Source organism: Kitasatospora sp. NPDC087314 (genome assembly GCF_044744365.1).
In the GTDB taxonomy this organism is placed as follows: Bacteria; Actinomycetota; Actinomycetes; order Streptomycetales; family Streptomycetaceae; genus Kitasatospora.
In genome coordinates, this window is the sequence record NZ_JBIUYE010000011.1 from 148,005 (window position 1) to 173,948 (window position 25,944).

Consider the following 25,944-nt stretch of genomic DNA (forward strand, 5'->3'; position numbering starts at 1 on the left):
TTCGTACGGGACCGACCCACGCTCCTAGCTTTCCCGCTCCGCCGTGGCGGACGAGGGCGAGGGAGAGGGCCCGGATGCGGGTGCGTGGCAGGTGTAGGCGGCGGGGTCGAAGCGGCTCAGCCGTCGGACGAGCCGCCCGGTGGACCACGGCCAGGCGAAGGTGTTCCGCCCGCCCGGGCTGAAGTAGTAGCTGGTGCAGCCACCGGAGTTGTACACGGTGGTCCGTAACGCCTCCTGCACCGCCGCGTTGTGTGCGTCCTGCGCGGCGGCCCGGACCTCCAGAACCCGCCGGCCGTCGCGATCGAGGTGGGCCAGCGCGTCGGTGAGGTAGGTCAGTTGGGCCTCCAGGACGGTGATCGCGGAGGTGGAGCCCCCGAGCAGGTTGGGCCCCAGCAGCAGGAAGAGGTTGGGGAAGCCGCTGACGGTGGTCCCCAGGTACGCCTGCGGCCCGCCGTCCCAGGCCTCGTGCAGGGTCCGGCCGCCGCGGCCGGACAGGCTCCGGGCGAGCGGCGGCTCGCCCATGCGGAAGCCGGTGGCCGTGACGAGGACGTCCACCCGGGCGGTGGTGCCGTCGGCGCCGACGACCTCGTTGCCGCGTACGGCTGCCACGGCGGTGGGGTGCAGGTGCACGTGCGGCTGGGTGAGGGCCTGGTAGAAGGTGCTGGAGGTGAGCAGACGCTTGCAGCCCAGTCGGTAGGTGGGCGTGAGCGCCTGGCGCAGCGACCGGTCACGGACCGCGAGCCGCAGGTGCGCACGCGCGCCCGCCTCCAGCAGGCGGGCGAGGCGCGGGTGGCGGAAGGCGTAGCCGAAGCCCTCCTGCAGCGCGTACTGCCCGGCGCGCAGCGCGTTGCGGGAGCCGGGCAGGTGGTCCAGCAGCCGGTTGGCCGCCGCGGGCACCGGTAGGTCGGGTTTGGGAAGCACCCACTGGGCGGTCCGCTGGAAGAGGTGTACGGCGGCCGCTCGGGAGGCGATGGCCGGGACGAGTTGCACGGCGGAGGCGCCGGTGCCCACCACGCCCACCCGGTGCCCCGTCAGGTCGATGCTCCGGTCCCACCGGGCGGTGTGGAGCACCGGCCCGGTGAACTCCTCGACGCCGGGGACGTCGAGGTGGCGCGGGACGTGCCACGGTCCGGTGGCCAGGACCAGCACCTCGGCGCTGTACGGTCCGTCGCCGGTCTCCAGCAGCCAGCGCCCGGCCGCCGGATCCCACCGGGCTCCGAGCACCTGTACGCCGAAGCGCAGGACCTCTCCGAGCCCGTGCCGCTCGGCCGTCGACCGCAGGTAGGAGTGGATCTCCGGTTGCCCGGCGAACACCCGGCTCCAGGCGGTGTCCGGGGTGAACGAGTAGCTGTAGAGCGTCGAGGGCACGTCGCAGGCGCAGCCCGGGTAGGTGTTCTCCCGCCATGTGCCGCCGAGCTGCGGCGCCTTCTCCAGCACGAGGAGATCACGCACCCCCGCCTGGCGCAGCCGGATGGCAGCGCCGATGCCCGAGAACCCCGCGCCCACCACCAGGACGCGCACATCTCTCCTGGGCCGGGTGGCCTGGGTCGGGATCACGGCGCCGGTTCGCAGGTCTGTCGGGTTCACGGGTGCCTTCTGACTTCCGTAGCAGCAGGGCGAGTCCGGCGTGGGACCGCCGGAGTCGTGCCTGGAGAACGGTGGAGGAGGCCGGGAGGTCACCCCATCTGATGGCCTCGATCCGGCCGTTCGGTGAGGACGGCGAAGGCCTGGCGGGCGAGTGCGGAGAGGTCCAGGCCGGCGCCCGGCAACCGCGTCGGGCCTGGTGCGGGGCGGCCGACGGGCCCGCGGACCCGGATCTTCTTCAGTACGGGAATGAACTGCGGGCCGTCGGCCTCCTGTCCCTCGGTCAGGACGAACGCCGGCGGGCGGCACCTGCGTTCGCCGGCGGCGTGGACCTTGCTGGTCTGCCCGCCCCGCGAGCGTCCGAACAGAGCGGCCTTCAGGCGGAGCCTGCGGCGGCGCCGGACACGTCGCCGATCCTCCCTGTCCGGGGTGTCCTGTCCGTCTCGTTCCCCCTGGCCGCCCCCGTTTGCCGGGCCTTCTCCGCCTCGTCGGCGGCCTTCTTCAGAACGGCCACGGCATCGGGATCCAGATACATCCCGGCTGCGTCGTGGTGGGCCCGGACGGTGGTGGAGTCCACCCTGACCAGGGACGGCTCCGCCCGGGATACGGGCCGTACTCGCCGACCGGCGGATACGGCTCGATGAACTCCCGCTCTACGCCGCTCAATTGAATCGACGTCACCCACGACCGCGCGAACCCAGGAGCTGCGCGACCGGGTCGGCGCTGCCCGAGGCGCTCAGCTCCTGCACCAGCTCACAGTTCCTGGCGATCCTGCTGGAGACCCACTCGCGCAGCCACTCGGACAGGTGCGGGAGCGGCAGGTCGGACGGGGCCAGCCCGGCGAGCACGCACCCGGTTGCCGCCGCTCCGCCGACGTTGACGACCACGTCCGGCAGGACGGTGTGGCCGGCCTCGCGCAGCAACCGGCGGGCCGGTGCGGTGCAGCTCAGGTTTCCGCCCTCGACCACCAGGCGAGCCCGGACCGCCGGCACCGCCTCCTCGTCGACCGCGGAGGCGGATGCCGCCAGCACCAGCACGTCGGCGTCGACGTGCAGCCACGCCTGCCCGGGCCCGTGGACCGTGACCCGGGCGGGCAACCGGCTTCGGTCGATCGTCCCGTCGCTGCTGGTGAGCGCGGCGAGTTCGGCGACGGGCAGTCCGCGGTGGTCCTCGATGGTGCCCCGGACGTCGGCCACCGCCACCACCCGGTGGCCGTGGGCGGCCAGGTGGCCGGCCACCGCGCGCCCGACGGTGCCGAAGCCCTGGATCGCGATGCGCTGCGGGGTCCGCGCACCGGAGGCCCGTAGGGCGCCGAGCACCGCGACGGCCACGCCGAACCCGGTGATGTCGGCCATCTGGTCCCACAGTTCGGCCCAGCCGACGGTGAGGCGGGTGGTGCCGGGGCGGCGGGTGACGTCGTACCCGGCGGCCTCGAAGGCCAGTTGCCGGTCGGCGTAGGTGGTGCCCTGGTCGCACCCCAGGTACACCCCGCCGTGCAGCAGCGGGGCCGCGGCACGGCCGAACCCCCGCATCACCGCCTGCCGCTCGACGGTGGCGCCCGGATCGGGTGCGATGCCGGCCTTCGCGCCACCGATGGGCAGCCCGACCAGCGCCAGCTTGTGGGACATCGCCCTGGCGAGCCCGGTCAGCTCCTGCTCGGTCACCGTCCGGGTCATTCTGGTGCCGCCCATGGCCAGGCCGTCGACCATGGAGTCGACGACGACCCAGCCTCGGGCCTGGCACCCCGGGAGGTTCAGGGTGGTGGAGAGCATGGGCTCGGTCGTACGGTGCGCACCGTACGATGCGAGCGTCCGGTTCACTGCGCACCGTCCTCCGGGACGGACCGCAGGCGCAGGCTGCGGGGGCGCATGTCGGTCCACACGCGTTCGATGTGCGCGAGGCATTCGTCCTTCGCACCCCGTACACCGACCTCGCGCCAGCCCGCCGGCGACTCGCGGTCGGCGGACCAGATCGAGTACTGCTCCTCGTCGTTGACGACGACCTTCCACTGCTCGGGTGCTTCGCTGGTCATGCCGTTACCTCCAGATGTCGGTGGTTGGGGGGTCCGCCGGGCGGCGGACGGGTGGAGCCGGTTCGCGGCCGGCGTCGAGTCGAGTGCCAGGACGGATGCCAGGACGGGCGTCGAGTCGGGTGCCAAGGCCCGCGTCGAGCCCGTCCAGCCATTCCGGCAGGCTGGCGGCGCGCAGGAGGCCCGTCCCGATGAGCACACCGGCGAAGCCCTCCCCGAGCAGGCGGGCGGCGTCATCGGGGCAGCGGATGGCCCCGGCACTCACCGGGCACCGGGTGCCGCTGCTCAGCACGGCGGGCAGGAGTGACGAGCTTCGCCCGAGGTCGCCCGCGCCGCGTTCGCGGTCGGCGATGTCCTTGTTGTTCACCGCGACCACGCACTCCTCGGCGCGTGGCACGCGGCTGATCTCCTCCTCGGTGGCGACCTCGACGAACGGCGTCAGGCCCAGGCTCAGGCCGAGGTCGACCAGACGGCCCAGGGTGGCGCGCGGCAGCAGCGCGGCGGTGAGCAGGATCGCGGACGCGCCGCTCTCGCGGGCCTGGTGCAGTTGGCTCCGGCGGGTGATGAAGTCCTTCTGCAGCACGGGCAGGTCCGTCGCTTCCACGACCTCGCGCAGCAGGTCCCGGGTGCCGCCGAACCACCGCCCGGTCACCACGGACAGGCAGGGCGCGCCGACGTCCTGGTAGTCGGCGACCAGACGGGCGGCCGACCTGTCGCCGAACAGGTCGTGCCCTGCGGCGTCCTGCCGCTTGAGCTCCATGATCACCGGTCGGCGGGCGTCCAGCAGCGCCTCGATGAACTCGGCCGTCATCCGATCACCCCGGTGCCGTCCGTCGCTCGCCAGCCGCGCCGCACGGCCGTGACCCGGTCGGTGCTCAGCCGTCCGTCGAGGTCCCTGGCCGCCGTGTCCACGTCGATGCCCAGGAACAGGGGGTGGTCCACCACCGCCCGGTAGTCCTCCCGGTTGTCGGCCGAGATTCCGCCGGCCAGCAGGAAGGGTCGCGAGAGGCGGTCCGCGATCTCGATGACGGCCCCGCAGTCCGCCGGTTGCCCGGTACTGCCGATCCGGCCGTCCCCGGCCACCGCGTCCAGCAGGAAGAGGTCCGTTCCCGCCCGCTCGTACGCCGCGATCAGGGACCGCTCCGCGCGGGTGTCCGGACCGAGGTGCAGCACCTTGACCACGGTGAGGTCCGTGGTGCGCTTCAGGGCGCGGACCAGGCCCGGCGGCTGGTAGCCGTGCAGTTGGACCCACCGCACGCGGGCCGCGGCCGTCGCCACGCGCAGCGCCTCGGCGTCGTTGAGGAAGGTCACCAGGACCGGATGCAGTCGAGCCGTTCGGTGCACGGCTGCCGCGATCAGGGCTAGTTGATGGAGCGTCAGTTCCGCGCGACCCCCTGGAACACCGTGCCACAGGCCGACGAGGTCGACTCCGGCACTGTCGACCGACGCCACGTCCTCGGCCGAGGCGGCTCCGCAGATCTTGACCAGCATCAGGCGTCACAACCCCAACATGGCGGCGATGCGGTTGCGTTGGATCTCCGACGTGCCCGAGTAGATCGGGCCGGCGACCGCGTCGCGCACGTCCTTCTCCAGTCCGTACTCGGCCAGGTACCCGCTGCCGCCGAAGATCTGCACGGCGGCCAGTGCGGAGGAGAGGTTGCTCTCGCTGGCGAGGAGCTTGCTGACGGCGATGTCCCTCGTGACGTTCTCGCCCTCCGTCAGTCGAACCGCCGTGTCGTAGAGCCATTTCCGCGCGGTGTCCAAGCCGATGCTCATGTCCACGAGCTTGTGGGAGATCGACTGGTACGAGCCGATCGGATTGCCGAACTGGACGCGCTCCTTGGCGTACTCGACGCAGCGGTCGAGCCGGTACCGCATCTGCCCGGTGTTGATGACGAAGGAGCAGAGGATCTCCCACTTCATCACGTGGTCCAGGACCAGGAACCCGGATCCGACCCGGCCGATCACGGCGGATGCGGGGATCCTGCAGTCGTCGAAGTGCAGTTCGCTCAGCGGCGCGGTCCGCAGCCCCATGGTGGCGACGGGTGGCCCGACCACGAGCCCCGGGGTGTCGCGCTCCACGACGAAGGCGGAGATGCTCAGCGGGCCGGCCTTCGGGTGGGTGCGCGCGTAGACCACGAACACGTCGGCCACCGGGCCGTTGGTGATGAAGGACTTGCCGCCCCGCAGCACGAAGCCGTCGCCCTCACGGGTGGCCGTGGTCCTCATCGCCAGCGCGTCGGAGCCGCTCTCGGTCTCACTGATCGCATGCGCCCCGATCGTCTCCCCCGAGCAGATCCCCGGCAGGTGCCGCGCCTTGAGCTCCGGCGAACCGAACCGTTGCAGCGGGACTCCGACGCTGACCAGGTGGGTGGCGACCGAGAAGTTCAGTCCGCCGTCACGGCACCCGGTACCGAGTTGTTCGAGCACGTGCATGGTGGTGAGCAGATCCTGGCCCAGCCCGCCCCACTGCTCGTCGAACGGCAGGCCGAGGATTCCGGACCGCTGGATCAGCTTCCACTTGTCCCACGGGAAGGCGCCTTCCGCGTCCCCTTCTAGGTGGCCCGAGCTGAGCTCCTCGCACCACTGGGCGATCCCCTCGCCCAGAGCGATCTGGTCGGCATTCCACCTGATCATTCGTCAGTCCTGTTAGTACTCGGAGAAATCTGCTGAATCCAGGCTGTGGCGTTCGTCACCGCGCAACGCGGGCGAGAACACGCACACCAGGCGGAGGTCCTCGTCCTGGTCCGCGATCAGGAAGTGGGCGTCGTGCAGGTCGAGCGCGTACAGCGTGCCCGGCTCGATCGGGTGGGACGTGCCACTGGCGTCCATGACCGCGCCCCTTCCCTCGATGCAGTAGCAGGCCTCCAGGTGGCGGCGGTACTCCAGCCTCGACTTGGTGCCGGCGCGGACGGTGGTGTCCGTCATCGTGTAGCCCAGGCCGTCGGATTCGAGAAGGAACCTGCGGCTGAGCCCGTTGCCCCAGTCCACGGTCGTCACCTCGTCAAGGCGTCGGACGATCATCGGGTGTGCCTCCTAGCGGCTTGCTGAATACGGCGAAATGGTGTGCACGAAGGTGTGGAACTCCTCGACCACGTCGGCCCCTTCGGCGAGGGCGTGCTCGATCCGGGCGACCCCGGCGCTGCCCACGACCGCGGCGTCGGCGCCGAGGCCGTGCAGCAGGGCGATGTCCGCCCTGGAGCGGACGCCGAATCCGACGGCGATCGGTACCGCGGTCGTCTTCCGCAGTGCGGCCAGCGCGTCGGCCAGCTGCTGGCGGTCGGCCGTGAGCCCGCCGCCGCTGCGGCCGTAGTGGGCCACCAGGTACAGGTACGCGGTGGCGCACTCGGCGGCCGCGGCCTTCACCCCGGCCGCCGACGCGGCGTAGCAGGTGGCGACCATGGGCAGCCCCGCCTCCTGCACCGCTTCGAGGCAGTCCGCCCGTAGCCGCGGTGGCAGGCCGTGGACCAGCAGCCCGTCGACGCCCGAGTCGGCGACCCGCCGGACGAAGCCGGGCACGGTCAGGTCTCTGACCGTATGGCTCCAGTCGGCCAGCAGTGCCACCCGCAGGTGGCGCAGCCGGGGCAGGATCCCGCTGAGGAAGTCGAGCACCTCGTCGAGTCCGCCGCCGGCGGCCAGGGCCCGCTGCGCCGATCGGCGGATGACCGGCCCGTCGGTGACCGAGTGGGGAAAGGGCACCGCCAGCTCCAGGCAGTCCACCCGGCAGTCGTCGAGCATCCGCATGACGTCGGCCAGGACGGGCAGCGGTGGGTCTCCGGCGTTGAGGAACATCGCCAGGCCGGGCTGGTCCGGTGGCCGGCGGGCGAAGAACCCGCTCACCGCGCACGCACCGTGGCCACCACGCGGCGCGCCGGTTGCGCACGCAAGCGGTCGACGAGGTCGCGTGCGGCGCCGCTGCGGAGGGCGTCGTCGGCCGCCCTGATCGCCTCCGGCCACCCGTCGATCAGCCCGCTCGCGACGGCCAGTGCGGCGGCGTTCAGGCAGACGGTCCTCGTGACGAGACCCGTCCCGGCTCCGGAGAGCACGCCGAGGAAGTGGTCGACCACGTCCTCTCCCCCGCCGGCCGGCCGTAGTTCGGCGATCGCGCCGGTCCCGGTCCCGCTCCCGGTACCAGTCCCAATCCCGGTCACGGTCCCAGTCCCAGGCCCGGGAGCCTCGGCCCGCAGCCGGATCCCGTCGGTGCCGTCATTGGTGAGGACGACGTTGTCGACGGAGCTGACGAGCTCGTCGATCCCCAGCTCGTTGGAGCACAGCCAGATCCTCCGGTCGGCGACGGTGGCGGCGACATGGCCCAGGGTCGGCAGCAGCGAACGGTCCGAGACACCGACGAGCTGCGCGGAGACCGGCACCGCGGCCAGGAAGGGGCCGACGGAGTTGATGAATCCGCCGATCATCCGCAGGTCCATCGGCACGATGCTCCGGGCCAGCAGCGCCACCTCCCGCGGGTAGACGAAGTTCCCCGGGAAGGCGATGCCGAAGCGTTCCAGCAGGGCTTCGGTCTGCTCGTACGAGGTGGTCGTTCCGATGCCGAGCCGGTCGAGCAGATCGTGGGAGCCGCAGGTGCTCGTATAGGCGCGGGATCCCGTCTTGACGACGCGGACGCCCAGGGCGGCGGCGACGAACGCCGCCGCGGTGGAGATGTTGAACGTGGCCGGCCCGCCTCCGGTGCCGACGATGTTGGCCGTGCCGTCCAGCCGGGCGGCGACGGCCGGCCGGCGCTCGTCCAGCGAGCGGAGCATCCCGACCAGCGTGTCCCGATCGGGCATCCGGGTGGACAGCGAGGACAGCAGCGCCACCGTCTCGCCGGACCGGAGAGCGCCGTCCCGCAGCTGGTCCCAGAAGGACCCCCACATCTCCTGATCGACGGTGCGGTCCCGGTCGATCAGCGCTCGCAGCACCTCGTGCATGACTAGTGGGAGTCCGTCCGGTGCTGCTGGGCCCGCTCGATGAACCTGCTGATCGAGCCGACGGAGCGGAAGCTGTCCGGGTCGAGGTCGAGGTCGATCTCCTCAACGCGCAGGTCGAAGCAATCCTCAAGCCAGGCGATCGTCTTGAGCAGGCCGAGGCTGTCGATGACCCCGCCGTCCACGAGGTCGTAGTCGGAGTCCAGCTCGCTCGCGTCGACGTCCGGCAGGAACTCCTCGATGATGAACTGCGTGACTACCGCGGCGTGGTTCACGTGGCCGTTCCTTCGTTTGGCTGGGACGGGGAGCAGGCGCGCTCGATGGGCGTGCGGTCGATCTTTCCGGTGGACGTCCTGGGCAGCGGGTCGTCCACGATCAGCAGGGTCGAGGGGACCGCGGTGAGCGAAAGCCGTTGTGCGCAGTGCCGGCGCAGCGTCAGCGAGTTCAGCCGGCTGTCCGGGGCGCGACGGACCACGCTCTGCAGCAGGCGGCCGGCCACCGGGTCGGGCACGGCCACCACGGCCGCCTCGACGACGTCGGGATGGTCGAGCAGCACCTGCTCGACCTCATGGGTGTTGACCCGCACGCCGCGGACCTTGACCTGGTGGTCGTTTCGGCCTTCCAGGGTGATGCGGCCGTCCCGGTCCCGCCGCACGAGGTCGCCACTGCGGAAGTAGCGCCGCGCCTCCCCGTCGTGGTGGTGGGTCGCGAACGTGTCCGCGTCCTGTTCCCGGTCCAGGTAGCCGTCGGTCTGGAAGGGCGTCGCGACATGGAGCTCGCCGGTTCCCGGCCCGGTCAGGATCCCGCCGTCGGCACCGACGATCACCGCGTGGACTCCGGGCAGCGGGCGCCCGATCGGCACCGGTCCGTCCGCCGGCTCGGTGCCGTCGACCTCGTGCAGGAAGCTGTCGTTGGTCTCGGTACAGCCGTAGACGTTGTAGAGCCGCGCGCCGGTGAACAGCTGCGGAAGTTCGGCCAGGCAGCGGGCGGGCATGCTGTCACCGGTGAAGACGACGTGCTCGACCGTGTCGAGCCGCCGGCCGCTCGCCGCGGCCGCGTCGACCAGCAGCCGGTAGAACATCGGTACCGCCTGGACGAGTTGGACCGCGTGGCGGGACACGAGGTCCAGCAGGTGGCCCGGGTGGGTGGCCCGGGCCGGATCGACCAGGACGACGCGGCCGCCGTACTTGAGCGTGGTCCAGATGTCCAGCAGGCACAGATCGAAGGTGAGCGGGGCGTAGTTGAGGACCGTCGTTCCCCGACGGATGCCGAACCGCTCGCCGGCCCAGGTGGTGAAGCGGTCCACCGCCCCCGAACTCAGTGGCACGATCTTCGGCCGCCCGGTGGAACCGGAGGTGGTGAACATGAAGGAGACGTCGGCGGGCTCCGTACGGCGCGGCGCCTTCGGTTCCGCCGGCCGGTCCGAGGCGCCCGGCCCGAGTCCGGGCGCCTGGGAGCCCTCCGGCGACAGGACGTACCGGATTCCGGCCTGCTCGACCAACGCGTGGGGCGTTCGCCCCTCCGACGTTCGTCCCTCCGACGCGGGTGCCGGCAGCAGCAGAAAGCGCCGCCCTTCCAACAGGCAGGCGAGCACCAGGGCGATCGTCGAGGGCGACTTGGCGGCCAGGATGCCGATCGGCTCGTCCTCGCCCGGGGCGATCCGGGCGATCCGGACGCGCTCCCGCTCCGCCAGCCGGTGGAGTTCACGGTAGGTCGTCTCTTCTCCGCGCCATACCAGCGCCGCATCACCGGGGTGGCTGGTGGCGTGCGAGACGAATGAACCCACCAGGCTCTGCTGCTGCGTCATGACTTCTCCGAGTTCGTGCAACGAAGTGAGTCCATATTCAACGGATGAGTTCATGCAACGGGTTCACCGATCTCAATCGGAACAATGAAGGGATCGACATGAAAGGGGCCGACCCGGCCGCCCACCTGGCGACAGAAGAATTATCACGTGGCGCCCGTCCACGGAAGTGGGTTGCTCGATCAGAACCATGACGCCACGTCAGAGCAGGTTCCGTGGCCGGCCGCGCCGATGCTAGCCGTCGAGCGTGTTCGATCTACATAAGGATTCCGGTGAACTGGCGTAAAGATTGTCTTGATGCCTGCAACCCTCTTCTCTGTCTTGCGGAGTGAGACGGGAGCCACCTAGTATCCGCCGTACTGTTCGCGAAGTAGCGAATCGGCGAGGGGATTTCCGGAGCGCTGAGGCGTTCCCGATCGCCGTGAAAGGTGGATCCGTCATGCCTGGCTCCGATCGGCGCGCGTACGCTCCGACCCTGTTGTCCTTCGCCCAGCAACGGCTGTGGTTCCTCGATCGGCTGCGGCCGGGCCGGCCGGACCACAACGTCCCGACCGCGGTCCGTCTGCGCGGCCGACTGGACCAGGAGGCGCTCGCCCGGGCACTGACCGAAGTCGTGCGGCGCCACGAGGTGTTGCGCGGCCGGATCGTCGAATCCGAGGACGGCCCGTGCCACGTCACGGAGCCGGTCGAGACCTTCGTGCCGACGATCACCGATCTGACGCACACCTCGGCGGAGCAGGCCTGGCAGCGGGCCCGGGAGCTGATGGCCGCCGATCTGGCGACCCCGTTCGACCTCGGGACCGCTCCGATGCTGCGGGCCCGACTGATCCGCACCGCCCCCGACGACCATCTGCTGCTCCTGGTGATCCACCACATCGCCTGTGACGGCTGGTCGCTGTCGGTGCTGTGGCAGGAGTTCTCCGCCGGATACGGTGCCGCCGTCGACGGCCGGCCGATCGCCTTGGCGGACCTGCCCGTCCAGTACGCCGATTTCGCCGACTGGCAACGGAGCCACCAGGCCGGAACGGCACTGCTGGACCAACTCGCCTACTGGCACGAGCGCTTGGCCGAGCTGAGCCCGTCGGTGCTCCCGACGGACCGAACCCGCCCCGCGGTGTGGTCAGGCCGGGGCGACCAGGTCGAGATCGAGATCTCCGCAGAACTCGCCGACCGAATACGCACACTGGGGCGCGCCCACGAGGTGACGCCGTTCATGACGCTGCTGGCCGCCTTCCAGGTCCTGCTCGCGCGCTGCACGGGACAGGCCGACGTGACGGTGGGCACGCCGATCTCCGGGCGGACCCGGATCGAGGTGGAACCGCTGGTCGGCTTCTTCGTCAACACGCTCGTCCTGCGCACCGACCTGTCGGGCGACCCCGGGTTCACCGACGTGCTCGCCCGGGTGCGGCGGTGCGCGGTGGAGGCCTACGCCCACCAGGACGCCCCCTTCGAACGGCTGGTGCAGGAGCTGCGGCCCGAACGCGATCTCGGCCAACACCCGCTGTTCACCGTCATGTTCCAGCTGGAGGATCCGCCCGCGCTCCCGTCCGGCCTTGCAGGCCTTGAGGTGAGTGACCATCACGTGCCGAACGACGTGGCGAAGTTCGACATCGAGGTCTCCCTGACGGACCACGGCGATCGCTTCACCGGCGTCCTCCGCTACGCCACCGACCTCTTCGACCGCGACACGGTGCGGCAACTCTCCGAAGGTTTCGGGGCGTTGCTCGACCATCTCGTCGACAGTCCGGAGCGGCCGATATCGGCGTGGCAGACCCCTCCCGGCCTCCGGGTGAGCCGCTCCGCCCCCATCGCTCCCGCCACTCCCACCGTGCGGCCCGCGGCCCCGCAGCCCGATGCCGGCCAGGCCGACGCTCCCGCCACCAGGGCCGAGACCGAGACCGAGCTCCTCGTGCTGGAGACCTGGGCCGAGGTGCTCGGTGTCACCCCGGACGGCGTGCACAGCGACTTCTTCGAACTGGGCGGCCATTCGCTCCTCGCATCGAAGGTCATGTCCCGACTCGGCCGGGCACTCGACCTCGAACTGCCGGTCGCCCTGCTGTTCTACCACCCGACCGTCGCCGAACTCGCCGACGGCATCGACGCGGCGTTGCTGGCGGACCTCGGCGCCGCCGCCGAAGCGGAATCGCTTCCCGTCGGAAAGGCCGGCCACCCGTGAAGGCCCAGCACAGTCGACCCGAGCCCGGCCAACCCACCGGTGCCGCGCCCGGAGCCACCCCAGCGACCGGTGCCACGCCGGCCACCACCCGGGCCCTGCTCGATCAACGCGTCCGCGCGGCCCGGAGCAGGGCCGCCGAGGGCGAGCCGGAGGCCGCGGTCCCACCCCGCCCTGAGGGTGCGCAGGTGACGTCGTTCACCCAGGAACGCATGTGGCTGATCGAGCGGCTGTCCAACGGCCCCGCGATGTACAACGTCCACGAGGTCTTCCGGCTGCACGGCCCGCTGGACGTGGCCGCCCTCGGCCACAGCCTCACCGAGCTGGTGCGGCGCCACGAAGTCCTGCGCACCGCCTTCCCCGAGCAGGACGGGCGCCCCAGCCCCTCGGTCGAGCCGGCCCGGCCGCTCGACCTGCCCGTCAGGGACCTCCGGACCGAGCCCGCGGAACGCCGGGCGCAGCTGGCCCTCGATCTGGTTCACTCCGAGATCCTGCGCCCCTTCGACCTGGCCACCGCCCCGCTGCTGCGCGCATCACTGCTGCGGGTCGACGAGGACGAACACGTCCTGGTGGTGGTCGTCCACCACATCGCGGTCGACGGCTGGTCGATGCCGCTGCTGTGGGACGACCTGTCGGCGATGTACCGGAGCCGGCTGGAAGGTCGCGAGCACGAGCTGCCCCCCTTGCGGATCCAGTACGCGGACTTCGCCCACTGGCAGCGGGCCCGGCTCTCCGGCGAACGTCTGCAGCGCCAACTGGACTACTGGAGCGCACAGCTGTCCGGGCTGTCACCGCTGGACCTGCCCACCGACCGGCCGCGCGGACCGGTCCGCGCGGGCCGGGGCGAGCGGATCACCTTCACGGTGCCCGAGGAACTGGCCGGGCGGTTGCGGCTGCTGGGCCGGCGGCACGGCGCGACGATGTTCATGACGCTGCTCGCCGCGTTCCAGGCCCTGCTCGCCCGCTACAGCGGGCAGTCCGACGTGGCGGTCGGCACGCCGGTCGCGGGCCGGACGCGTCCGGAACTCGACCCGCTGGTGGGCTCGTTCATCAACACCGTGGTCATCCGCACCGACCTCTCGGGCGACCCGAGCTTCGCCGAGCTGCTCGATCGGGTCCGCCGGACCGCCGTGGACGCCTACGCGCACCAGGACGTGCCGTTCGAACGGCTGGTGCAGGAACTGCGGCCGGCCCGCGGTCTCGACCGCAACCCGCTGTTCCAGGTGATGTTCGCCGGTCTGTCCGACCCGACCGCCTCCCTCCGGCTGGTGGGGACGGAGGTCGAACAGATCGACGTCGACAACGGCACGGCCAAGGTCGACCTCAGCCTGGTGATAGCCGACCGGCCGACCGGGACGACCGGCACGACCGGCACGACCGGGACCGTGGCCTTCGACACCGATCTGTTCGACCGCGCGAGCGTGGAGCGTCTGGTCGGCCACTACCTCCGGCTGCTGGACGCCGCGTCCAGCGATCCCGACCGTCCCGTCTCGCGCCTGGACCTGCTCACCGAGGCCGAGCGCGAAGCGCTGCTGGTGGCCGCCAACGCCACCGACGAACCCTTTCCCACGGATCTCTGCGTTCACGAGCTGGTCGAGGAGCAGGCCCGACGGACCCCCGACGCGGTGGCGGTCCGCTGCGGCGCCCAACGCCTGACCTACCGGGAACTCGACGGCCGGGCCAACCAGTTGGCCCGGCACCTACGAGCCCGGGGAGCACGGCCGGAACGCCTGGTCGGCGTGTGCCTGCCGCGCTCGGCGGACCTGGTCGTGGCCCTGCTGGCCGTCCTCAAGTCGGGCGCCGCCTACCTGCCGCTGGACCCGGACCTCCCGGCACAGCGCATGTCGTTCATGCTCGCCGACGCCGAAGTGCCGCTGCTGCTCACCCAGCGCTCCCTGGCCGACCGGCTGCCGCAGCACGGCGCCGCGACGGTGTGGACGGACGACGAGGCCCGGCTCATCGCGGCCCTGCCCGAGGACCGGCTGCCACCGCTCGCGACGCCCGCCAACCTGGCGTACTCGATCTACACCTCCGGTTCGACCGGCCGCCCCAAGGCCGTGCTGGTCCCGCACGAGGGCGTGGTCAACTACCTGGTGGTCCGCGGCCGACAGCTGGACCTCGGCGAGGCCGATGTCGTCGCCTCGGTGGCCTCGATCTCCTTCGACGTCATCGTCCCCCAGGTGCTCATGCCCCTGGCCTGGGGTGCGAGCGTGGTGATCGCCCCGTCGGAGGTCGCGGTCGACGGCCCGCGTCTGACGGAGATGATGCGCGAGTTCGGCGTCACCACGCTCATGGCCACACCGGCCACCTGGCTCCTGCTGCTGGACGGCGGATGGCAGGGCGGCCGGTTCCAGGCGATCTGCGTGGGCGAACCGCTCCAGCCCGCCCTGGCCCGACGGCTCCTCGACAGGGTCTCCACGCTGTGGAACGGCTACGGTCCCACCGAGGCGTCCGTCGGCTGTGTCACCCGGCGCGTGGACGCCGACCGGGATCTGGCCCGGCCAGGGGGGTCCGTGCCGATCGGCCGGCCGCTCGGCAACCTCCGGATCTACCTACTGGACCCGGCCGGCGCCCCGGTGCCCGTCGGCGTACCGGGTGAGATCCACATCGGCGGGGTCGGCGTCACCCGCGGGTACGCCAACCGGCCGGGGCTGACCGCCGAGCGCTTCGTACCCGATCCGTTCGGTGCCGACGGCGGCCGGCTGTACCGGACCGGCGACCTGGCGCGGTACCTGCCGGACGGCAGCCTCGTCTTCCTCGGCCGCACCGACGAGCAGGTGAAGATCCGGGGATACCGCATCGAGCTGGGCGAGGTCGAGGCCGCGTTGTGCGCGCAGCCCGGTGTCGCCAGGGCCGCGGTGACGGTGCGGGGCGGCGGGACGGACGCCGAACTGGCCGGCTACCTGGTGTGGCAGGACCGGCCCGGTGACCTGATGGTCCTGCGGCGCTCCCTGCGCGAGACCCTGCCCGAGTTCATGGTGCCCACGACGCTGACCGCACTCGACCGGGTCCCGTTGACCACGAACGGCAAGGTGGATCGCGGGGCCCTGCCCGCGCCCGCCCGCCACGGCCACGAGGCGGGCGCGCTACCGCCGCGGGACCTGCCGGAACTCCTGATGACCAGGATCTGGGAGCGCGTGCTGGGTACCCCGCGGGTCGGCGTCCGGGACGACTTCTTCGCGCTGGGCGGGCATTCCCTCAGGGCGGTCGAGCTCGTGGAGGCGATCCGGCGGGAGTGGGGGGTCACCGTGCCGCTGAACACGGTGTTCCGCCATCCCACCGTCGAGGGTCTGTGCGCGGAACTGCCCAACGCGTCGCGGGCCCTGCGCCGGCTCGTGGTTCCACTGGCCGAAGGAGACCGCCGCAGGGCGCCGCTGATCCTGGTGCACCCGCAGAGCGGCGACGTCTGCTCCTTCCTCCACCTGACCGGACACCTCACCGAACCAGCCACCGAACCGGCCACCGGACGGCACGCCGAACCGCTCGCCGGCGGCCGGCCCGTCTACGGCCTGGAGGCCGTCGGCTACAACACCGACGAGCCGCCACTGACCACCGTCGAGGAGCAGGCGCAGCGCTACCTGCGGGAGCTGCGGTCCGTACTGCCCGACGGCCCGTACCTGCTGGCCGGCTGGTCCTTCGGCGGGCTGGTCGCCTTCGAGATGGCCCGCCTGCTGGAGGAGCAGGGGAACCCCCCGGGGTTCCTCGGAATCATCGACGTCGGAGCACCCGCGTTCACCGGTGGATCCTCCGACGGGTCCGACGACCACGACCCGCACGGGACGGCCCGGTTCGCGCTCGCCTCCGGACTGCCCACCGGAGCCGTCGGAGACCTCCACGAGCTCGACGAGCAGGACGCCCTCTCCCTGCTGCTCCACGACGCGCACGCCCGTGAACGCCTTCCCCTGCGGGTGCGCACCGAACAACTGCGGCGCATGGTACGGGTCTTCACCACCAACGGCGACGCCGCCCGACGCTACCGGTCAACGGCTCGGCTGCGGACACCGATCCACCTGTTCACGAGCGCCGAGGCCCACCCCGCGCTCGCCGGCCCGGTCGTGGTCCCCGCCCGGTGGCGGGAACGCACCCGGGGGGCGCTGAGCGTGGTCGAGGTACCCGGCAACCACCACGACATGCTGTCGCCGCCCCACGTCGGACCCTTCGCCGACGCGCTGTCGGCCGTCCTGGAGGAGCTCGGATGAGCGACGGACACGAGCTGCCGTTGTCGTCGGCGCAGTCCGGCATCTGGTACGCCCACCACCTGCGCCCCGGCAGCCCCGCCTACAACACCGGCGAGTACGTGGACATCCCCGGGCCGATCGACGCGGAGCTGTTCGAAACGGCCGTGCGGCGCGTGGTGGACGAGACCGAGTCACTGCGCGTTCGCCTCACCGACGGTGCCGAGGGCCCCCGGCAGGTCGTCACCCCGTCGCCCGACTGGTCGATGCACCACGTCGACCTCACGTCGACACCGGATCCGCTGCGGGCCGCCGAGCGCTGGATGCGCACCGACCTGTCCACACCGGTCGGGCTCACCCGGGACCCGCTGTTCCGCCAGGCCCTGTTCACCCTCGCGCCGGACCGCTTCCTCTGGTACCAGCGCGTCCACCACATCGTGGTCGACGGCTTCAGCATGTCGCTCATCGCGCGCCGCGTCGCCAAGACCTACACCAGGCTGGTCGAGGGCCGGGGCGGGGCAGGTCCGGCCTTCGGGCCGCTGAGCCTTCTGCTGGCACACGACGCCGCCTACCACGCGTCGGAACAGCCCGAACAGGACCGGGCGTTCTGGGCGGCCCGGCTGGCCAACCGGCCGGATCCCGTCAGCCTCGCCAGCCGCTCGGCGGCCGCCTCGGACGGCTTCCTGCGCCGCACCAGCACCCTCGACGCGCCCACCGTGGCCGCGCTGCGGCGGGCCGCACGACCCGCCGGGGCGAGCTGGCCCACCGCCTTCACCGCAACGGTCGCCGCGTACCTCCACCGCCTCAGCGGCGAACGGGACATCGTGCTCAGCATGCCGGTGACCGGGCGCACCGGCTCCGCCGTGCCGGCCGTCCCCGGCATGGTGGCGAACGTGGTGCCGCTGCGGCTGCGCGTGCACCCGGAACAGGGTCTGTCCGCACTCGCGCGACAGGTGGCCGAAGAGGTCGCCGCCCTGCGCCGGCACCAGCGCCACCGCAGCGAGGACCTGCGCAGGGAGCTGGATCCGGCACGGTCGGAGCGGGTCCTGTTCGGACCCGTCGTCAACTTCATGTCCTTCTACTACCACCTGGACTTCGCGGGCGTCCGGGCCACCGCGCACAACCTGTCCAACGGGCCGGTCGAGGATCTCTCGTTCTCCGTCTACGACCGCTCCGACGGCACCGAGCCCCGGCTCGACGTGGACGCGAACCCCGCGCTCTACTCCGAGGCCGAACTCACCGCCCACCAGCAGCGGTTCCTGCGGTTCCTGAACGCGGTGGCCGCCGACCCGGACCGGCCGATCTGCCGGCCCGACCTCCTCACCCCCGAGGAACGGCACCGGACCATCGTGGCCGGCAACCGCACCACGCGTCCGCTGCCGCACCCCACGGTGCCGCTGGCCTTCGCGGCCGAGGTCGGGCGCACGCCCGATGCGCCCGCCGTGGTGTGCGGGGAAACCACCCTGTCCTACGCGGAGTTGAACGCCCGGGCCAACCGGCTGGCCCACCGGCTCATCGCCCTGGGCGTCCGCTGCGACAGCACGGTGGCCGTGCTCATGGAACGCTCCGCCGACGTGGTGGTGGCGGTCCTGGCGATCAGCAAGGCCGGCGGCGCCTACGTGCCGCTGGACACCCGGGCCCCGACGGCCCGCCTGCGTCGCGTCCTGGACGACACCGGGGCGGCGGTGCTGCTCACCCACCGGGCCACCCGGGACCACGCACCGTCCCACGGCGCACCGGGTGTCGTCGTCGACGCCGACCCCGGCCTCGACGACGAGCCGGCCACCGACCCCGTCGTACCGCTGCGCCCGGATCACCTGGCGTGCGTCCTGTACACCTCGGGATCCACGGGCACGCCCAAGGGGGTGGCCCTGAGCCACCGCAACGTCGTCAGCCTGACCGCGCAACGCTGTTGGCGCGACGAGGACGGCCCGCGGGTACTCGCACACTCCCCGCACGCCTTCGACGCCTCGACCTACGAGTGGTGGGTGCCGCTGCTCAACGGGGGCCGGGTGGTCGTGGCCCCGCCCGGCGAGCTGGCGCTCTCGGACCTCCACCGGCTCATCGTCGATCACCGGATCGGTGCGCTGTGGTTGACGGCCGGGCTGTTCCGGGTGTTCGCCGAGGAGTCCCCCGGCACGCTGACCCGGGTCGGCCAGGTGTGGACCGGCGGTGACATCGTGCCGGCCGATGCGGTACGGCGCGTCCTGGCACGGTGTCCGGACTCCGTGGTGGTCGCCGGGTACGGCCCGACCGAAGCCACCACGTTCACCACGCGCAGGGTGCTCCGCCCCGGCCAGGCCGTGCCCGACGTCGTCCCCCTCGGCCGGCCGATGGACAACAGGCGGGTGTACGTCCTGGACGAGGCGCTGTCGCCGGTGCCGCCGGGGGTGGCCGGCGTGCTGTACGTCGCCGGTGCGGGCGTGGCGCGCGGGTACCTGAACGACCCCCGCCGGACGGCCGACCAGTTCGTGCCGTGCCCGTTCGGCGAACCGGGCGAGCGGATGTACCGCACGGGCGACGTGGTCCGCTGGAACGCCGAGGGGGAACTCGAGTTCCTCGGCCGCGCGGACGAGCAGGTCAAGCTCCACGGCTTCCGCATCGAACTGGGCGAGATCGAGGCGGTGCTGGCCGGGCATCCCGCCGTCGCCCAGGCGACCGTGGCCGCCGGCCCGGGCACCTCGCCCGGCAGGCGTCTGATCGGCTACGTCGTCCCGGCCGGGGACCCGGGGCTCGACCCGGCGTCGGTGCGGGAGCACGCCGCCGCGCTGCTGCCGGACTACATGGTGCCCTCGGTGATCGTCACGCTCGACGCCTTTCCCCTGACGCCCAGAGGGAAGATCGACCGGGCCGCGCTGCCCGTCCCGGACCTCGCACCGGCACCGTCCGGGCCCGGGCCGCGAACCCCGGCGGAGCAGACGGTGTGCGCGCTGTTCGCCGAGGTGCTCGGCCTGCCCACGGTGGGCGTCGACGACGGTTTCTTCGCGCTGGGCGGCACTTCCCTGCTCGCGACCCGGCTGGTCAACCGGGTGCGGGTGAGGTTCGGCCGTGAACTCACCCTCGGCGCCCTGTTCCAGGCGCCCACGCCGGCACGCCTGGTCGAAGCGCTCGAGGAAGCCCCGGACGCCGCGGCCGTACCGGACCTCTCACCACGTACCCGACTCTGACAGCGATCACAGGAAGCACCTCGGCATGATCCACACCCTCCCCCATCCCGACGAAACGCCGGCACCACCGGCACCACCGGAATCCCCGACGGCGCCGGCGCTGGGGGTGTCCCAGGTCCGCCGGTACTACCAGCTCGTCGACGCCGGGGACGTGCCCGCGCTGGTCGCCCTGTTCACCCCGGACGCCCGCTACCACCGCCCCGGGTACCAACCCATGGTCGGGCACGCCGAACTGGAACGCTTCTACCGCGACCAACGGGTGATCCGCACCGGCGTACACACCCTGGCCACCGTGGTCACGACCGACGACGAGGTGGCGGTGCACGGCCTGTTCCGCGGCGTGCTGCACGACGGCGGTGAGGTCGAGCTGCGGTTCGCGGACTTCTTCCGGATGACGCCGCAGGGCCGCATCGCCTCGCGGGACACCTTCTTCCACGTGCCGGCGGTCTGAGCCGGCGGACGCACCCGGTGACACCGCGCACCACGAGGTCGCGCGTTCAGCCCCGACGGGGACACTTCAGCACAGGAAAGCGGGAAGCAGTTGACCAAGACGGTCTTCACCTCCGACACCACGGCGTTCGTCGGCAGCGGACGGCCACCGTTCGACGCACGGGCCATCCACGAGCTGGTCGCCGAACAGGCGGAGCGGGCCCCGCACGCGCCCGCCGTCACCTGCGACGGACGGACCCTCACCTATCGGCAGCTCAACGACCGCGCCCACCGGCTCGCCGGGCGACTGCGAGCGGCCGGACTGGCGCAGGAGGACGTCGTGGGCGTGCTGGTGCCACGGTCGCCGGAGCTGATCGTGGCCCTGCTCGCCGTCCTCATCGCGGGCGGGGCGTACCTCGGACTCGAACCGGACGACCCGGCCAGCCGCCACGCGCTGCTGCTCGAGGACGCCGGTGCGGGCATGGTGATCGCCGACGAGGCCCTGCGGGAGCAGCTGCCCGGCACCGTCGTCACGGTGACGGAAGGCTGCCCGACGCAGGAGCCGGCCGCCGGGCCGGCGGTTCCGGCCCGCCCCGGCGACCCGGACCGGCTCGCCTACGTCAGCTACACCTCGGGCTCCACCGGCGAGCCCAAGGGCGTCGGCGTGCCCCACCGGGCGATCGATCGGCTCGTCCGGGGTGCGGACTGGATGGACGTCCGCGCCGAGGACGTCTTCTTCCACCTCGCGCCGGTCGCGTTCGACGCGTCCACGTTCGAGATCTGGGCCCCCCTCGTCAACGGCTGCCGGCTGGTCCTCTTCCCCCCGGCCGCCATCACGCTGGAGCACGTGGCGCGCATCGTCCGTGCCGAGCGCGTGACGGTCCTGCTGCTGACCACCGGGCTCTTCCACCAGATGGTGAGCTCCCACCCGGAGGCGTTCGCCGACGTGCGGCACGTCCTCACCGGGGGCGACGTGGCCTCGCCGGGCCATGTCCAGCACCTGCTGGCCCGCTACCCGGAGCTGCTCTTCACCAACGGCTACGGGCCGACCGAGAACACCACGTACACGACCTGCTGGACCAGCAGCACCCTCCCGGAGCTGCGGAGCGTGCCGATCGGCCGCCCGATCAGCGGCACCAGGGTCGCCGTGCTCGACGACGACCTCAGGCCGGTGCCCGTCGGCGAGTGCGGGGAGCTGTACGTGGCCGGGGCGGGCCTGGCCCGCGGCTACCTGGGCCGCCCGGCCGCAACGGCCGAACGGTTCCTGCCCGATCCGTCCGGGACCGAGCCGGGGGCCCGGATGTACCGGACCGGCGACCTCGTGCGATGGCTGCCGGACGGCACGCTGGAGTTCGTCGGACGCGCGGACGACCAGGTCAAGGTCCAGGGCTACCGCGCCGAACCGCGCGCCGTCGAGGTCGAGCTGGAACGGCTCCCCGGGGTGCGGCACGCGGTCGTGCTGCCGCAGGCCGATCCGGCGGGCGGCACCCGGCTACTGGCCTACGTCGTGCCCACGGAGCCTGATCCGGCGGGCACCGCCGACCTCGGTCGGCGGCTGCGCCACGAGCTGCGGGACAGGCTGCCGGGCTACCTGATTCCCTGGGCGATCCTCGTCCGTCCGGAGCTGCCGGTGAACCGCAACGGCAAGATCGACCGCCGGGCCCTGCCCACCGCCACCCGGGTACCGCGCAACGTGGCCAACGAGTTCGTTCCGCCCCGCACCGAGGTGCAGACGCGGCTGGCCGAGTTGTGGGGCGACGTCCTCGGCGTCGAACCGGTCGGCGCCGACGACGACTTCTTCGACCTCGGCGGACACTCCCTGCTGGCCACCGACCTCCTGGTCGCCACCCAGCGCGAGTTCGACGTGGACCTCCCCGCGCAGACGCTGTACCTGTCGCCGACCGTCGCCGAGCTGGCGACGGCCCTCACCGCCCGGATCCGGACGGCGGGCCCGGACGGCCCGACGGGGGGCCCGGCCGGCGGGGCACGGGAGGAGCAGCCCCGATGACGACGGTTCCCCCGACCACGCGCTGCCCGGTCCTCGCCCCGCAGCCGGTCGATCTGATCGACCCCGACCTCTACCACTCGGGCGGGGCACACGAGGTGTGGCGACGGCTGCGCCGCCACGCCCCGGTGAGCTGGCAGCCGGTCGGCGACATCGGCTACTGGTCGATCGTCGGTTACGCCGAGGCCAACCGGGTCCTCCGCGACCACGACACGTTCACCTCCGAACAGGGCACCCTGCTCAACCTCCTCGGCAAGGGCGACCCCGCCGGCGGCCGGCAGATGGCCGCGACCGACCCGCCCCGGCACTCGCACCTGCGGGGCCCGCTGCAGCAGGCGCTGTCGATCAAGACGGTGGAGAACGACCGGGAGGCCATCCGCCGGGTCGTCGTCGAGCTGCTCCGGCCGTTGGCCGACGGCGGCCCGTTCGACTTCGCCGCCGCCATGGCCACCCTGCCGATGGCGGTGGTCGGCACCATGATGGCGCTACCGGAACAGGACTGGTCGCGGCTGGTCCGGCTCGCCCACGCCTGCATCGCCGCGGACGACCCCGAGTTCCAGCTCGCCGCCGGACCACGGGCCACCCTCGTGACCGCCCACCGTGAACTGTTCGCCTACTTCCAGGACATCGTCACCGCGCGTCGGCGTGCACCGGGTGACGACCTGATCAGCGTGCTGCTCACCATGGAACTGGACGGACGCCGACTGTCGCCGGGCGAGATCGTGTCCAACTGCTACAGCCTGCTGCTCGGTGCGACCGTCACCACCGCCCAGCCACCGATCGCGGCGATGGTCGAACTGGCCGGGACCGCGGTCCTGGACGACTGGGCGGCACACCCGGAGCTGCTCGGCAGCGGCGTCGAGGAGGCACTGCGATGGGCTTCGCCCACCCAGCACTTCATGCGCCACGCCACCCGCGACGTCGAGATCCGGGGTGTGCCGATCCCCGCGGGGGCCGCGGTCGTCGTGTGGTTGGGGTCGGCCAACCGCGACGAGACCGTGTTCGCCGACCCGGACACCTTCGACATCCGACGCCGGCCCAACAAGCACATCGCGTTCGGCGTCGGCGCGCACTACTGCATCGGGCACACCGTCGCACGGGTGGCCCTGCGGATCCTGTTCGCCGAACTACTCGGCCGGTTCACCGGGTTCGAACTCGCCGGAACGCCGCGGCGCATGCGCTCGAACATCATCGCGGGCTTCACGCACCTGCCGATCACCGCGCGGACCCGATAGGAGCCGGCGCCACCGCAGCCGGACCCGAGAAGAAGCCCCCACCCGGAAGGTCATCAGTGGACGCTCCAACGGCCCGTACCCGCAACAAGTGGTTCCTGCGCGAGCCGTCGCCGGTGGCACCGGCCCGGCTGTTCTGCCTGCCCTACTCCGGGTGCGGAGCGAGCATGTACCGCCATTGGCCGTCATCGGTCGACGGCGTCGAGGTCTGCCCCGTGCAGCTGCCCGGCCGGGAGAACCGGATGCGCGAGCCCGCCCACACCACCTACGAGGCGATGGCCGACGACCTCTGCGAAGCGCTGCGCCCCTATCTGGACCGTCCCTACGCGCTGTTCGGGCACTGCGGCTCCGCGTTGGCGGCGTACGAGACCGCCGTACGGCTGGTCCAAAGGGGCTGCCCCGCGCCGACCCGACTGTTCGTCTCCGCCGAGGTCGCGCCGCAGGACGGCCCCTACGGCCGCTTCCTCGGCATGAGCGACGACGAGCTGGCCACCGAACTGCGCCAGCTCGTCGCGGAACTGGGCGGCACCCTGGAACCGAGCCTGCTCGCGCTCTACCTCGGCGTCCTGCGGAACGACGTCGACATGAACAAGCGGTATCACGTGGCCGAGCCGGTCCGGCTGCCGTGCCCGATCACCGCCATCGGCTGGACCCAGGACACGGGCATCGCACCGTCGCTGATGACCGGCTGGTCAGCCTGCGGCGAAGCGACTTTCGAACTCCTGGAGGGAGGCCACTACCGCTTCATCGAGGCACCGGCCGAGCTACTGGCACTCCTGGCCGCAGACCTGACGCCCACCCGGCCCCACACCCCCTAATGGGACTCGTCGGGCCGTGAGGGAGACTACGGTCCCGCCGGCCGCCCTCCCCACCCAGCTTTAAGATCACCAGGAAGTCCCGGTTATTCCACACCTTGACTTGCTACAATAAGCCCACTCGAGGCCGCGCCGAACCCGACAAGGAAATTCCAGCAATAATGTTCCACTCTTTCGCCCGCCTGTCCGGATTCGGCGTATCCATCACACCGAAACCCCCGTACACCGTCGAACGGACCGGAAGTTCGGAAACCGCGCTTTCCGTGACCCGCCACACGCCGGATTCCGTGCGCCGCGGGGTCGACCTTCAGGGATTTCCGGACAACGTCGAGGCGCGCCTGGTCGGAGTCGGATCCCTCAACGACGTCATCGAGGTCGGAAAGGGCGGTTCGCAGGAGATCTGGCTGATCGAGACGACGAACTACTCGAGCCCATGGCCTGAGGGATTCGCCATTGATTCGCCACCGCCAGGCGACAACAGCGCACCCTTCTATCTCTTCGGGGAGAACTCCTCGGTCATCTACGTCCAGGGACCTGCCCCCACACATCGCGCCGAATCTCTTCCCGGAATGGTCGCCCCCGGCCAGCGAGTCATTCGAGAGGCATCCACGGAAGACCTCGACCTGGTCGAGTTCAGCTACGATTTCGAGGGCACGGAGTGGCGGCAGATGCTGATCCGCGTCATGCTGTCCGCCGACGCCTGCGTTGTCGTCACCACGCAGGCAGCCGCAGCAGAGGCCGGCACTGTCGCCGCCGCTGCCGAGGCGATGGCGCGCGGAGTGCGGGCGACCGTTCTGCCGTAGCCACCTCTTCTGGAAAGGGATTCACATTGGCCTCGATCGTCGACATAGCCCGGGCACTGCCGGACGTGGAAGCGCTCCGTCGGCATTGCATCGCACTCGCCGCCTTCGACATCATCCGTGAGCCGAAGAACGCCTGGGCACGTGAGCACTCGTTCGATGCGCGGTGGCGCCCCGGACTGGCAGCCGCGGTGATGGAGGGCAGCGGTGACGGCTACTTCATCGGCTTCTGCGATCAGGGCGCGTTGCTGATCGGGTTCGACCACGAGTCCCCGATGAGCCCCTACTCCAGTGACCCGATGCAAACCTGGCCCGGGATCCTTGACGACGTTCCGAACGGCCTCTCATGGATCCTGTCGGAGATTCCCGAGTTCCTGGATGACGATGCCGTCCTCGCCACCAGCTGCACCTGGAGAACCAGCTCAGGACTGTCGTGGAACACGGGCTCCCGTCTCCGGTTCCCGTCGGACCATGACAACCCCGATGGAGCGGCGGTGATCCTTGACGAACTCACACAGTTCGAACCCGGTTTCCACGTCCTACGGCTCGGTCTCGATTCGACGAGTGAGGTCGCCGCGGCTGTGCGCGGTGTGCTCGACCTTGCCGGCCCGGTAGAGCGGTTCGCAGCGGTGCTGAACCCGGGCTGCGATGTCGCATCAGTTACATCGGAGCTGCACTCCATCGGATATCCGCGGCCACGTGACTGACTCACGCCCGCTCCCCCACCACCCGGGCACGGGGATCCGGAAGGCGCAGGGCCGGCCATCACGTTCGTGATGGCCGGCCCTGCGCCTTCGTCACCCCGT

The 25,944-nt window shown here is 71.6% G+C and carries 21 protein-coding genes; 9 read left to right on the forward strand and 12 right to left on the reverse strand.

The window, feature by feature from the left end; all coding sequences use genetic code 11:
* Positions 1-24: 24 nt before the first annotated feature.
* The 12 genes from ACIO5E_RS24280 to ACIO5E_RS24335 form a co-directional block, all read right to left on the reverse strand.
* Positions 25-1,587, reverse strand: a complete 1,563-nt coding sequence (locus tag ACIO5E_RS24280; RefSeq protein WP_400671360.1) for a flavin-containing monooxygenase — start codon at positions 1,585-1,587, stop codon at positions 25-27.
* Between the two features lie 373 nt (positions 1,588-1,960).
* Positions 1,961-2,161, reverse strand: coding sequence for a hypothetical protein (locus tag ACIO5E_RS24285; protein ID WP_400671362.1), 201 nt, complete (start codon positions 2,159-2,161; stop codon positions 1,961-1,963).
* A 100-nt stretch (positions 2,162-2,261) separates the two neighbouring features.
* A complete protein-coding gene (locus ACIO5E_RS24290; protein WP_400671365.1) occupies positions 2,262-3,356 on the reverse strand; it encodes a Glu/Leu/Phe/Val dehydrogenase dimerization domain-containing protein in 1,095 nt (364 codons plus the stop codon).
* 44 nt (positions 3,357-3,400) lie between these two features.
* The gene (locus ACIO5E_RS24295; protein WP_400671368.1) at positions 3,401-3,616 is read right to left on the reverse strand and encodes an MbtH family protein; all 216 of its coding nucleotides are present in this window, start codon (positions 3,614-3,616) and stop codon (positions 3,401-3,403) included.
* A gap of 4 nt (positions 3,617-3,620) precedes the next feature.
* Entirely contained in the window at positions 3,621-4,424 is an 804-nt protein-coding gene (locus ACIO5E_RS24300) for an indole-3-glycerol-phosphate synthase (protein WP_400671371.1), read from the reverse strand.
* The gene (locus ACIO5E_RS24305) at positions 4,421-5,104 is read right to left on the reverse strand and encodes an N-(5'-phosphoribosyl)anthranilate isomerase (protein WP_400671374.1); all 684 of its coding nucleotides are present in this window, start codon (positions 5,102-5,104) and stop codon (positions 4,421-4,423) included. Before ACIO5E_RS24305 ends, ACIO5E_RS24300 begins: the two co-directional genes overlap by 4 nt.
* A gap of 6 nt (positions 5,105-5,110) precedes the next feature.
* Positions 5,111-6,250, reverse strand: coding sequence for an acyl-CoA dehydrogenase family protein (locus ACIO5E_RS24310; protein WP_400671377.1), 1,140 nt, complete (start codon positions 6,248-6,250; stop codon positions 5,111-5,113).
* 12 nt (positions 6,251-6,262) lie between these two features.
* Positions 6,263-6,637, reverse strand: a complete 375-nt coding sequence (locus ACIO5E_RS24315; RefSeq protein ID WP_400671380.1) for an ectoine synthase — start codon at positions 6,635-6,637, stop codon at positions 6,263-6,265.
* Positions 6,638-6,649: 12 nt separating this feature from the next.
* Positions 6,650-7,453 carry a tryptophan synthase subunit alpha gene (gene trpA, locus ACIO5E_RS24320; RefSeq protein WP_400671383.1) on the reverse strand — a complete coding sequence of 268 codons (804 nt, stop codon included), beginning with the start codon at positions 7,451-7,453 and terminating at the stop codon, positions 6,650-6,652.
* Positions 7,450-8,541 (reverse strand): anthranilate phosphoribosyltransferase, encoded by a 1,092-nt coding sequence (locus ACIO5E_RS24325; RefSeq protein ID WP_400671386.1) that lies wholly within the window; start codon positions 8,539-8,541, stop codon positions 7,450-7,452. Before ACIO5E_RS24325 ends, trpA begins: the two co-directional genes overlap by 4 nt.
* Before the next feature lie 2 nt (positions 8,542-8,543).
* Positions 8,544-8,813: an acyl carrier protein gene (locus ACIO5E_RS24330; protein WP_400671389.1), complete on the reverse strand. Its 270-nt coding sequence runs from the start codon at positions 8,811-8,813 to the stop codon at positions 8,544-8,546.
* Complete coding sequence (locus ACIO5E_RS24335) at positions 8,810-10,345, reverse strand: AMP-binding protein (protein ID WP_400671392.1); 1,536 nt, start codon at positions 10,343-10,345, stop codon at positions 8,810-8,812. Before ACIO5E_RS24335 ends, ACIO5E_RS24330 begins: the two co-directional genes overlap by 4 nt.
* A 436-nt stretch (positions 10,346-10,781) precedes the next feature.
* Between ACIO5E_RS24335 and ACIO5E_RS24340 the strand changes: the two genes are divergently transcribed.
* From ACIO5E_RS24340 to ACIO5E_RS24380, 9 genes are all read left to right on the forward strand, one after another.
* Complete coding sequence (locus ACIO5E_RS24340) at positions 10,782-12,518, forward strand: condensation domain-containing protein (RefSeq protein ID WP_400671395.1); 1,737 nt, start codon at positions 10,782-10,784, stop codon at positions 12,516-12,518.
* A gap of 185 nt (positions 12,519-12,703) precedes the next feature.
* Complete coding sequence (locus tag ACIO5E_RS24345) at positions 12,704-16,714, forward strand: amino acid adenylation domain-containing protein (protein WP_400671397.1); 4,011 nt, start codon at positions 12,704-12,706, stop codon at positions 16,712-16,714.
* On the forward strand, positions 16,711-19,857 hold the full coding sequence (locus ACIO5E_RS24350; RefSeq protein WP_400671400.1) for an amino acid adenylation domain-containing protein: 3,147 nt from the start codon (positions 16,711-16,713) through the stop codon (positions 19,855-19,857). Before ACIO5E_RS24345 ends, ACIO5E_RS24350 begins: the two co-directional genes overlap by 4 nt.
* Positions 19,858-19,882: 25 nt before the next feature.
* Positions 19,883-20,308 (forward strand): nuclear transport factor 2 family protein, encoded by a 426-nt coding sequence (locus tag ACIO5E_RS24355; protein WP_400671403.1) that lies wholly within the window; start codon positions 19,883-19,885, stop codon positions 20,306-20,308.
* Positions 20,309-20,398: 90 nt separating this feature from the next.
* Positions 20,399-22,294: an amino acid adenylation domain-containing protein gene (locus ACIO5E_RS24360; protein WP_400671405.1), complete on the forward strand. Its 1,896-nt coding sequence runs from the start codon at positions 20,399-20,401 to the stop codon at positions 22,292-22,294.
* A complete protein-coding gene (locus tag ACIO5E_RS24365; RefSeq protein ID WP_400671407.1) occupies positions 22,291-23,526 on the forward strand; it encodes a cytochrome P450 in 1,236 nt (411 codons plus the stop codon). Before ACIO5E_RS24360 ends, ACIO5E_RS24365 begins: the two co-directional genes overlap by 4 nt.
* 56 nt (positions 23,527-23,582) lie before the next feature.
* Entirely contained in the window at positions 23,583-24,341 is a 759-nt protein-coding gene (locus ACIO5E_RS24370; protein WP_400671410.1) for a thioesterase II family protein, read from the forward strand.
* A gap of 158 nt (positions 24,342-24,499) precedes the next feature.
* Positions 24,500-25,141: a hypothetical protein gene (locus ACIO5E_RS24375; protein ID WP_400671412.1), complete on the forward strand. Its 642-nt coding sequence runs from the start codon at positions 24,500-24,502 to the stop codon at positions 25,139-25,141.
* Between the two features lie 26 nt (positions 25,142-25,167).
* Positions 25,168-25,845: a hypothetical protein gene (locus ACIO5E_RS24380; RefSeq protein ID WP_400671414.1), complete on the forward strand. Its 678-nt coding sequence runs from the start codon at positions 25,168-25,170 to the stop codon at positions 25,843-25,845.
* Positions 25,846-25,944 lie beyond the last annotated feature (99 nt).

Coding starts and splice junctions, on each gene's coding strand:
- ACIO5E_RS24290 (WP_400671365.1), bottom strand. CDS start 3,356: ATGCTCTCCACCACCCTGAACCTCCCGGGGTGCCAGGCCCGAGGCTGG.
- ACIO5E_RS24295 (WP_400671368.1), bottom strand. CDS start 3,616: ATGACCAGCGAAGCACCCGAGCAGTGGAAGGTCGTCGTCAACGACGAG.
- ACIO5E_RS24300 (WP_400671371.1), bottom strand. CDS start 4,424: ATGACGGCCGAGTTCATCGAGGCGCTGCTGGACGCCCGCCGACCGGTG.
- ACIO5E_RS24305 (WP_400671374.1), bottom strand. CDS start 5,104: ATGCTGGTCAAGATCTGCGGAGCCGCCTCGGCCGAGGACGTGGCGTCG.
- ACIO5E_RS24310 (WP_400671377.1), bottom strand. CDS start 6,250: ATGATCAGGTGGAATGCCGACCAGATCGCTCTGGGCGAGGGGATCGCC.
- ACIO5E_RS24315 (WP_400671380.1), bottom strand. CDS start 6,637: ATGATCGTCCGACGCCTTGACGAGGTGACGACCGTGGACTGGGGCAAC.
- ACIO5E_RS24325 (WP_400671386.1), bottom strand. CDS start 8,541: ATGCACGAGGTGCTGCGAGCGCTGATCGACCGGGACCGCACCGTCGAT.
- ACIO5E_RS24335 (WP_400671392.1), bottom strand. CDS start 10,345: ATGACGCAGCAGCAGAGCCTGGTGGGTTCATTCGTCTCGCACGCCACC.
- ACIO5E_RS24340 (WP_400671395.1), top strand. CDS start 10,782: ATGCCTGGCTCCGATCGGCGCGCGTACGCTCCGACCCTGTTGTCCTTC.
- ACIO5E_RS24350 (WP_400671400.1), top strand. CDS start 16,711: ATGAGCGACGGACACGAGCTGCCGTTGTCGTCGGCGCAGTCCGGCATC.
- ACIO5E_RS24355 (WP_400671403.1), top strand. CDS start 19,883: ATGATCCACACCCTCCCCCATCCCGACGAAACGCCGGCACCACCGGCA.
- ACIO5E_RS24365 (WP_400671407.1), top strand. CDS start 22,291: ATGACGACGGTTCCCCCGACCACGCGCTGCCCGGTCCTCGCCCCGCAG.
- ACIO5E_RS24375 (WP_400671412.1), top strand. CDS start 24,500: ATGTTCCACTCTTTCGCCCGCCTGTCCGGATTCGGCGTATCCATCACA.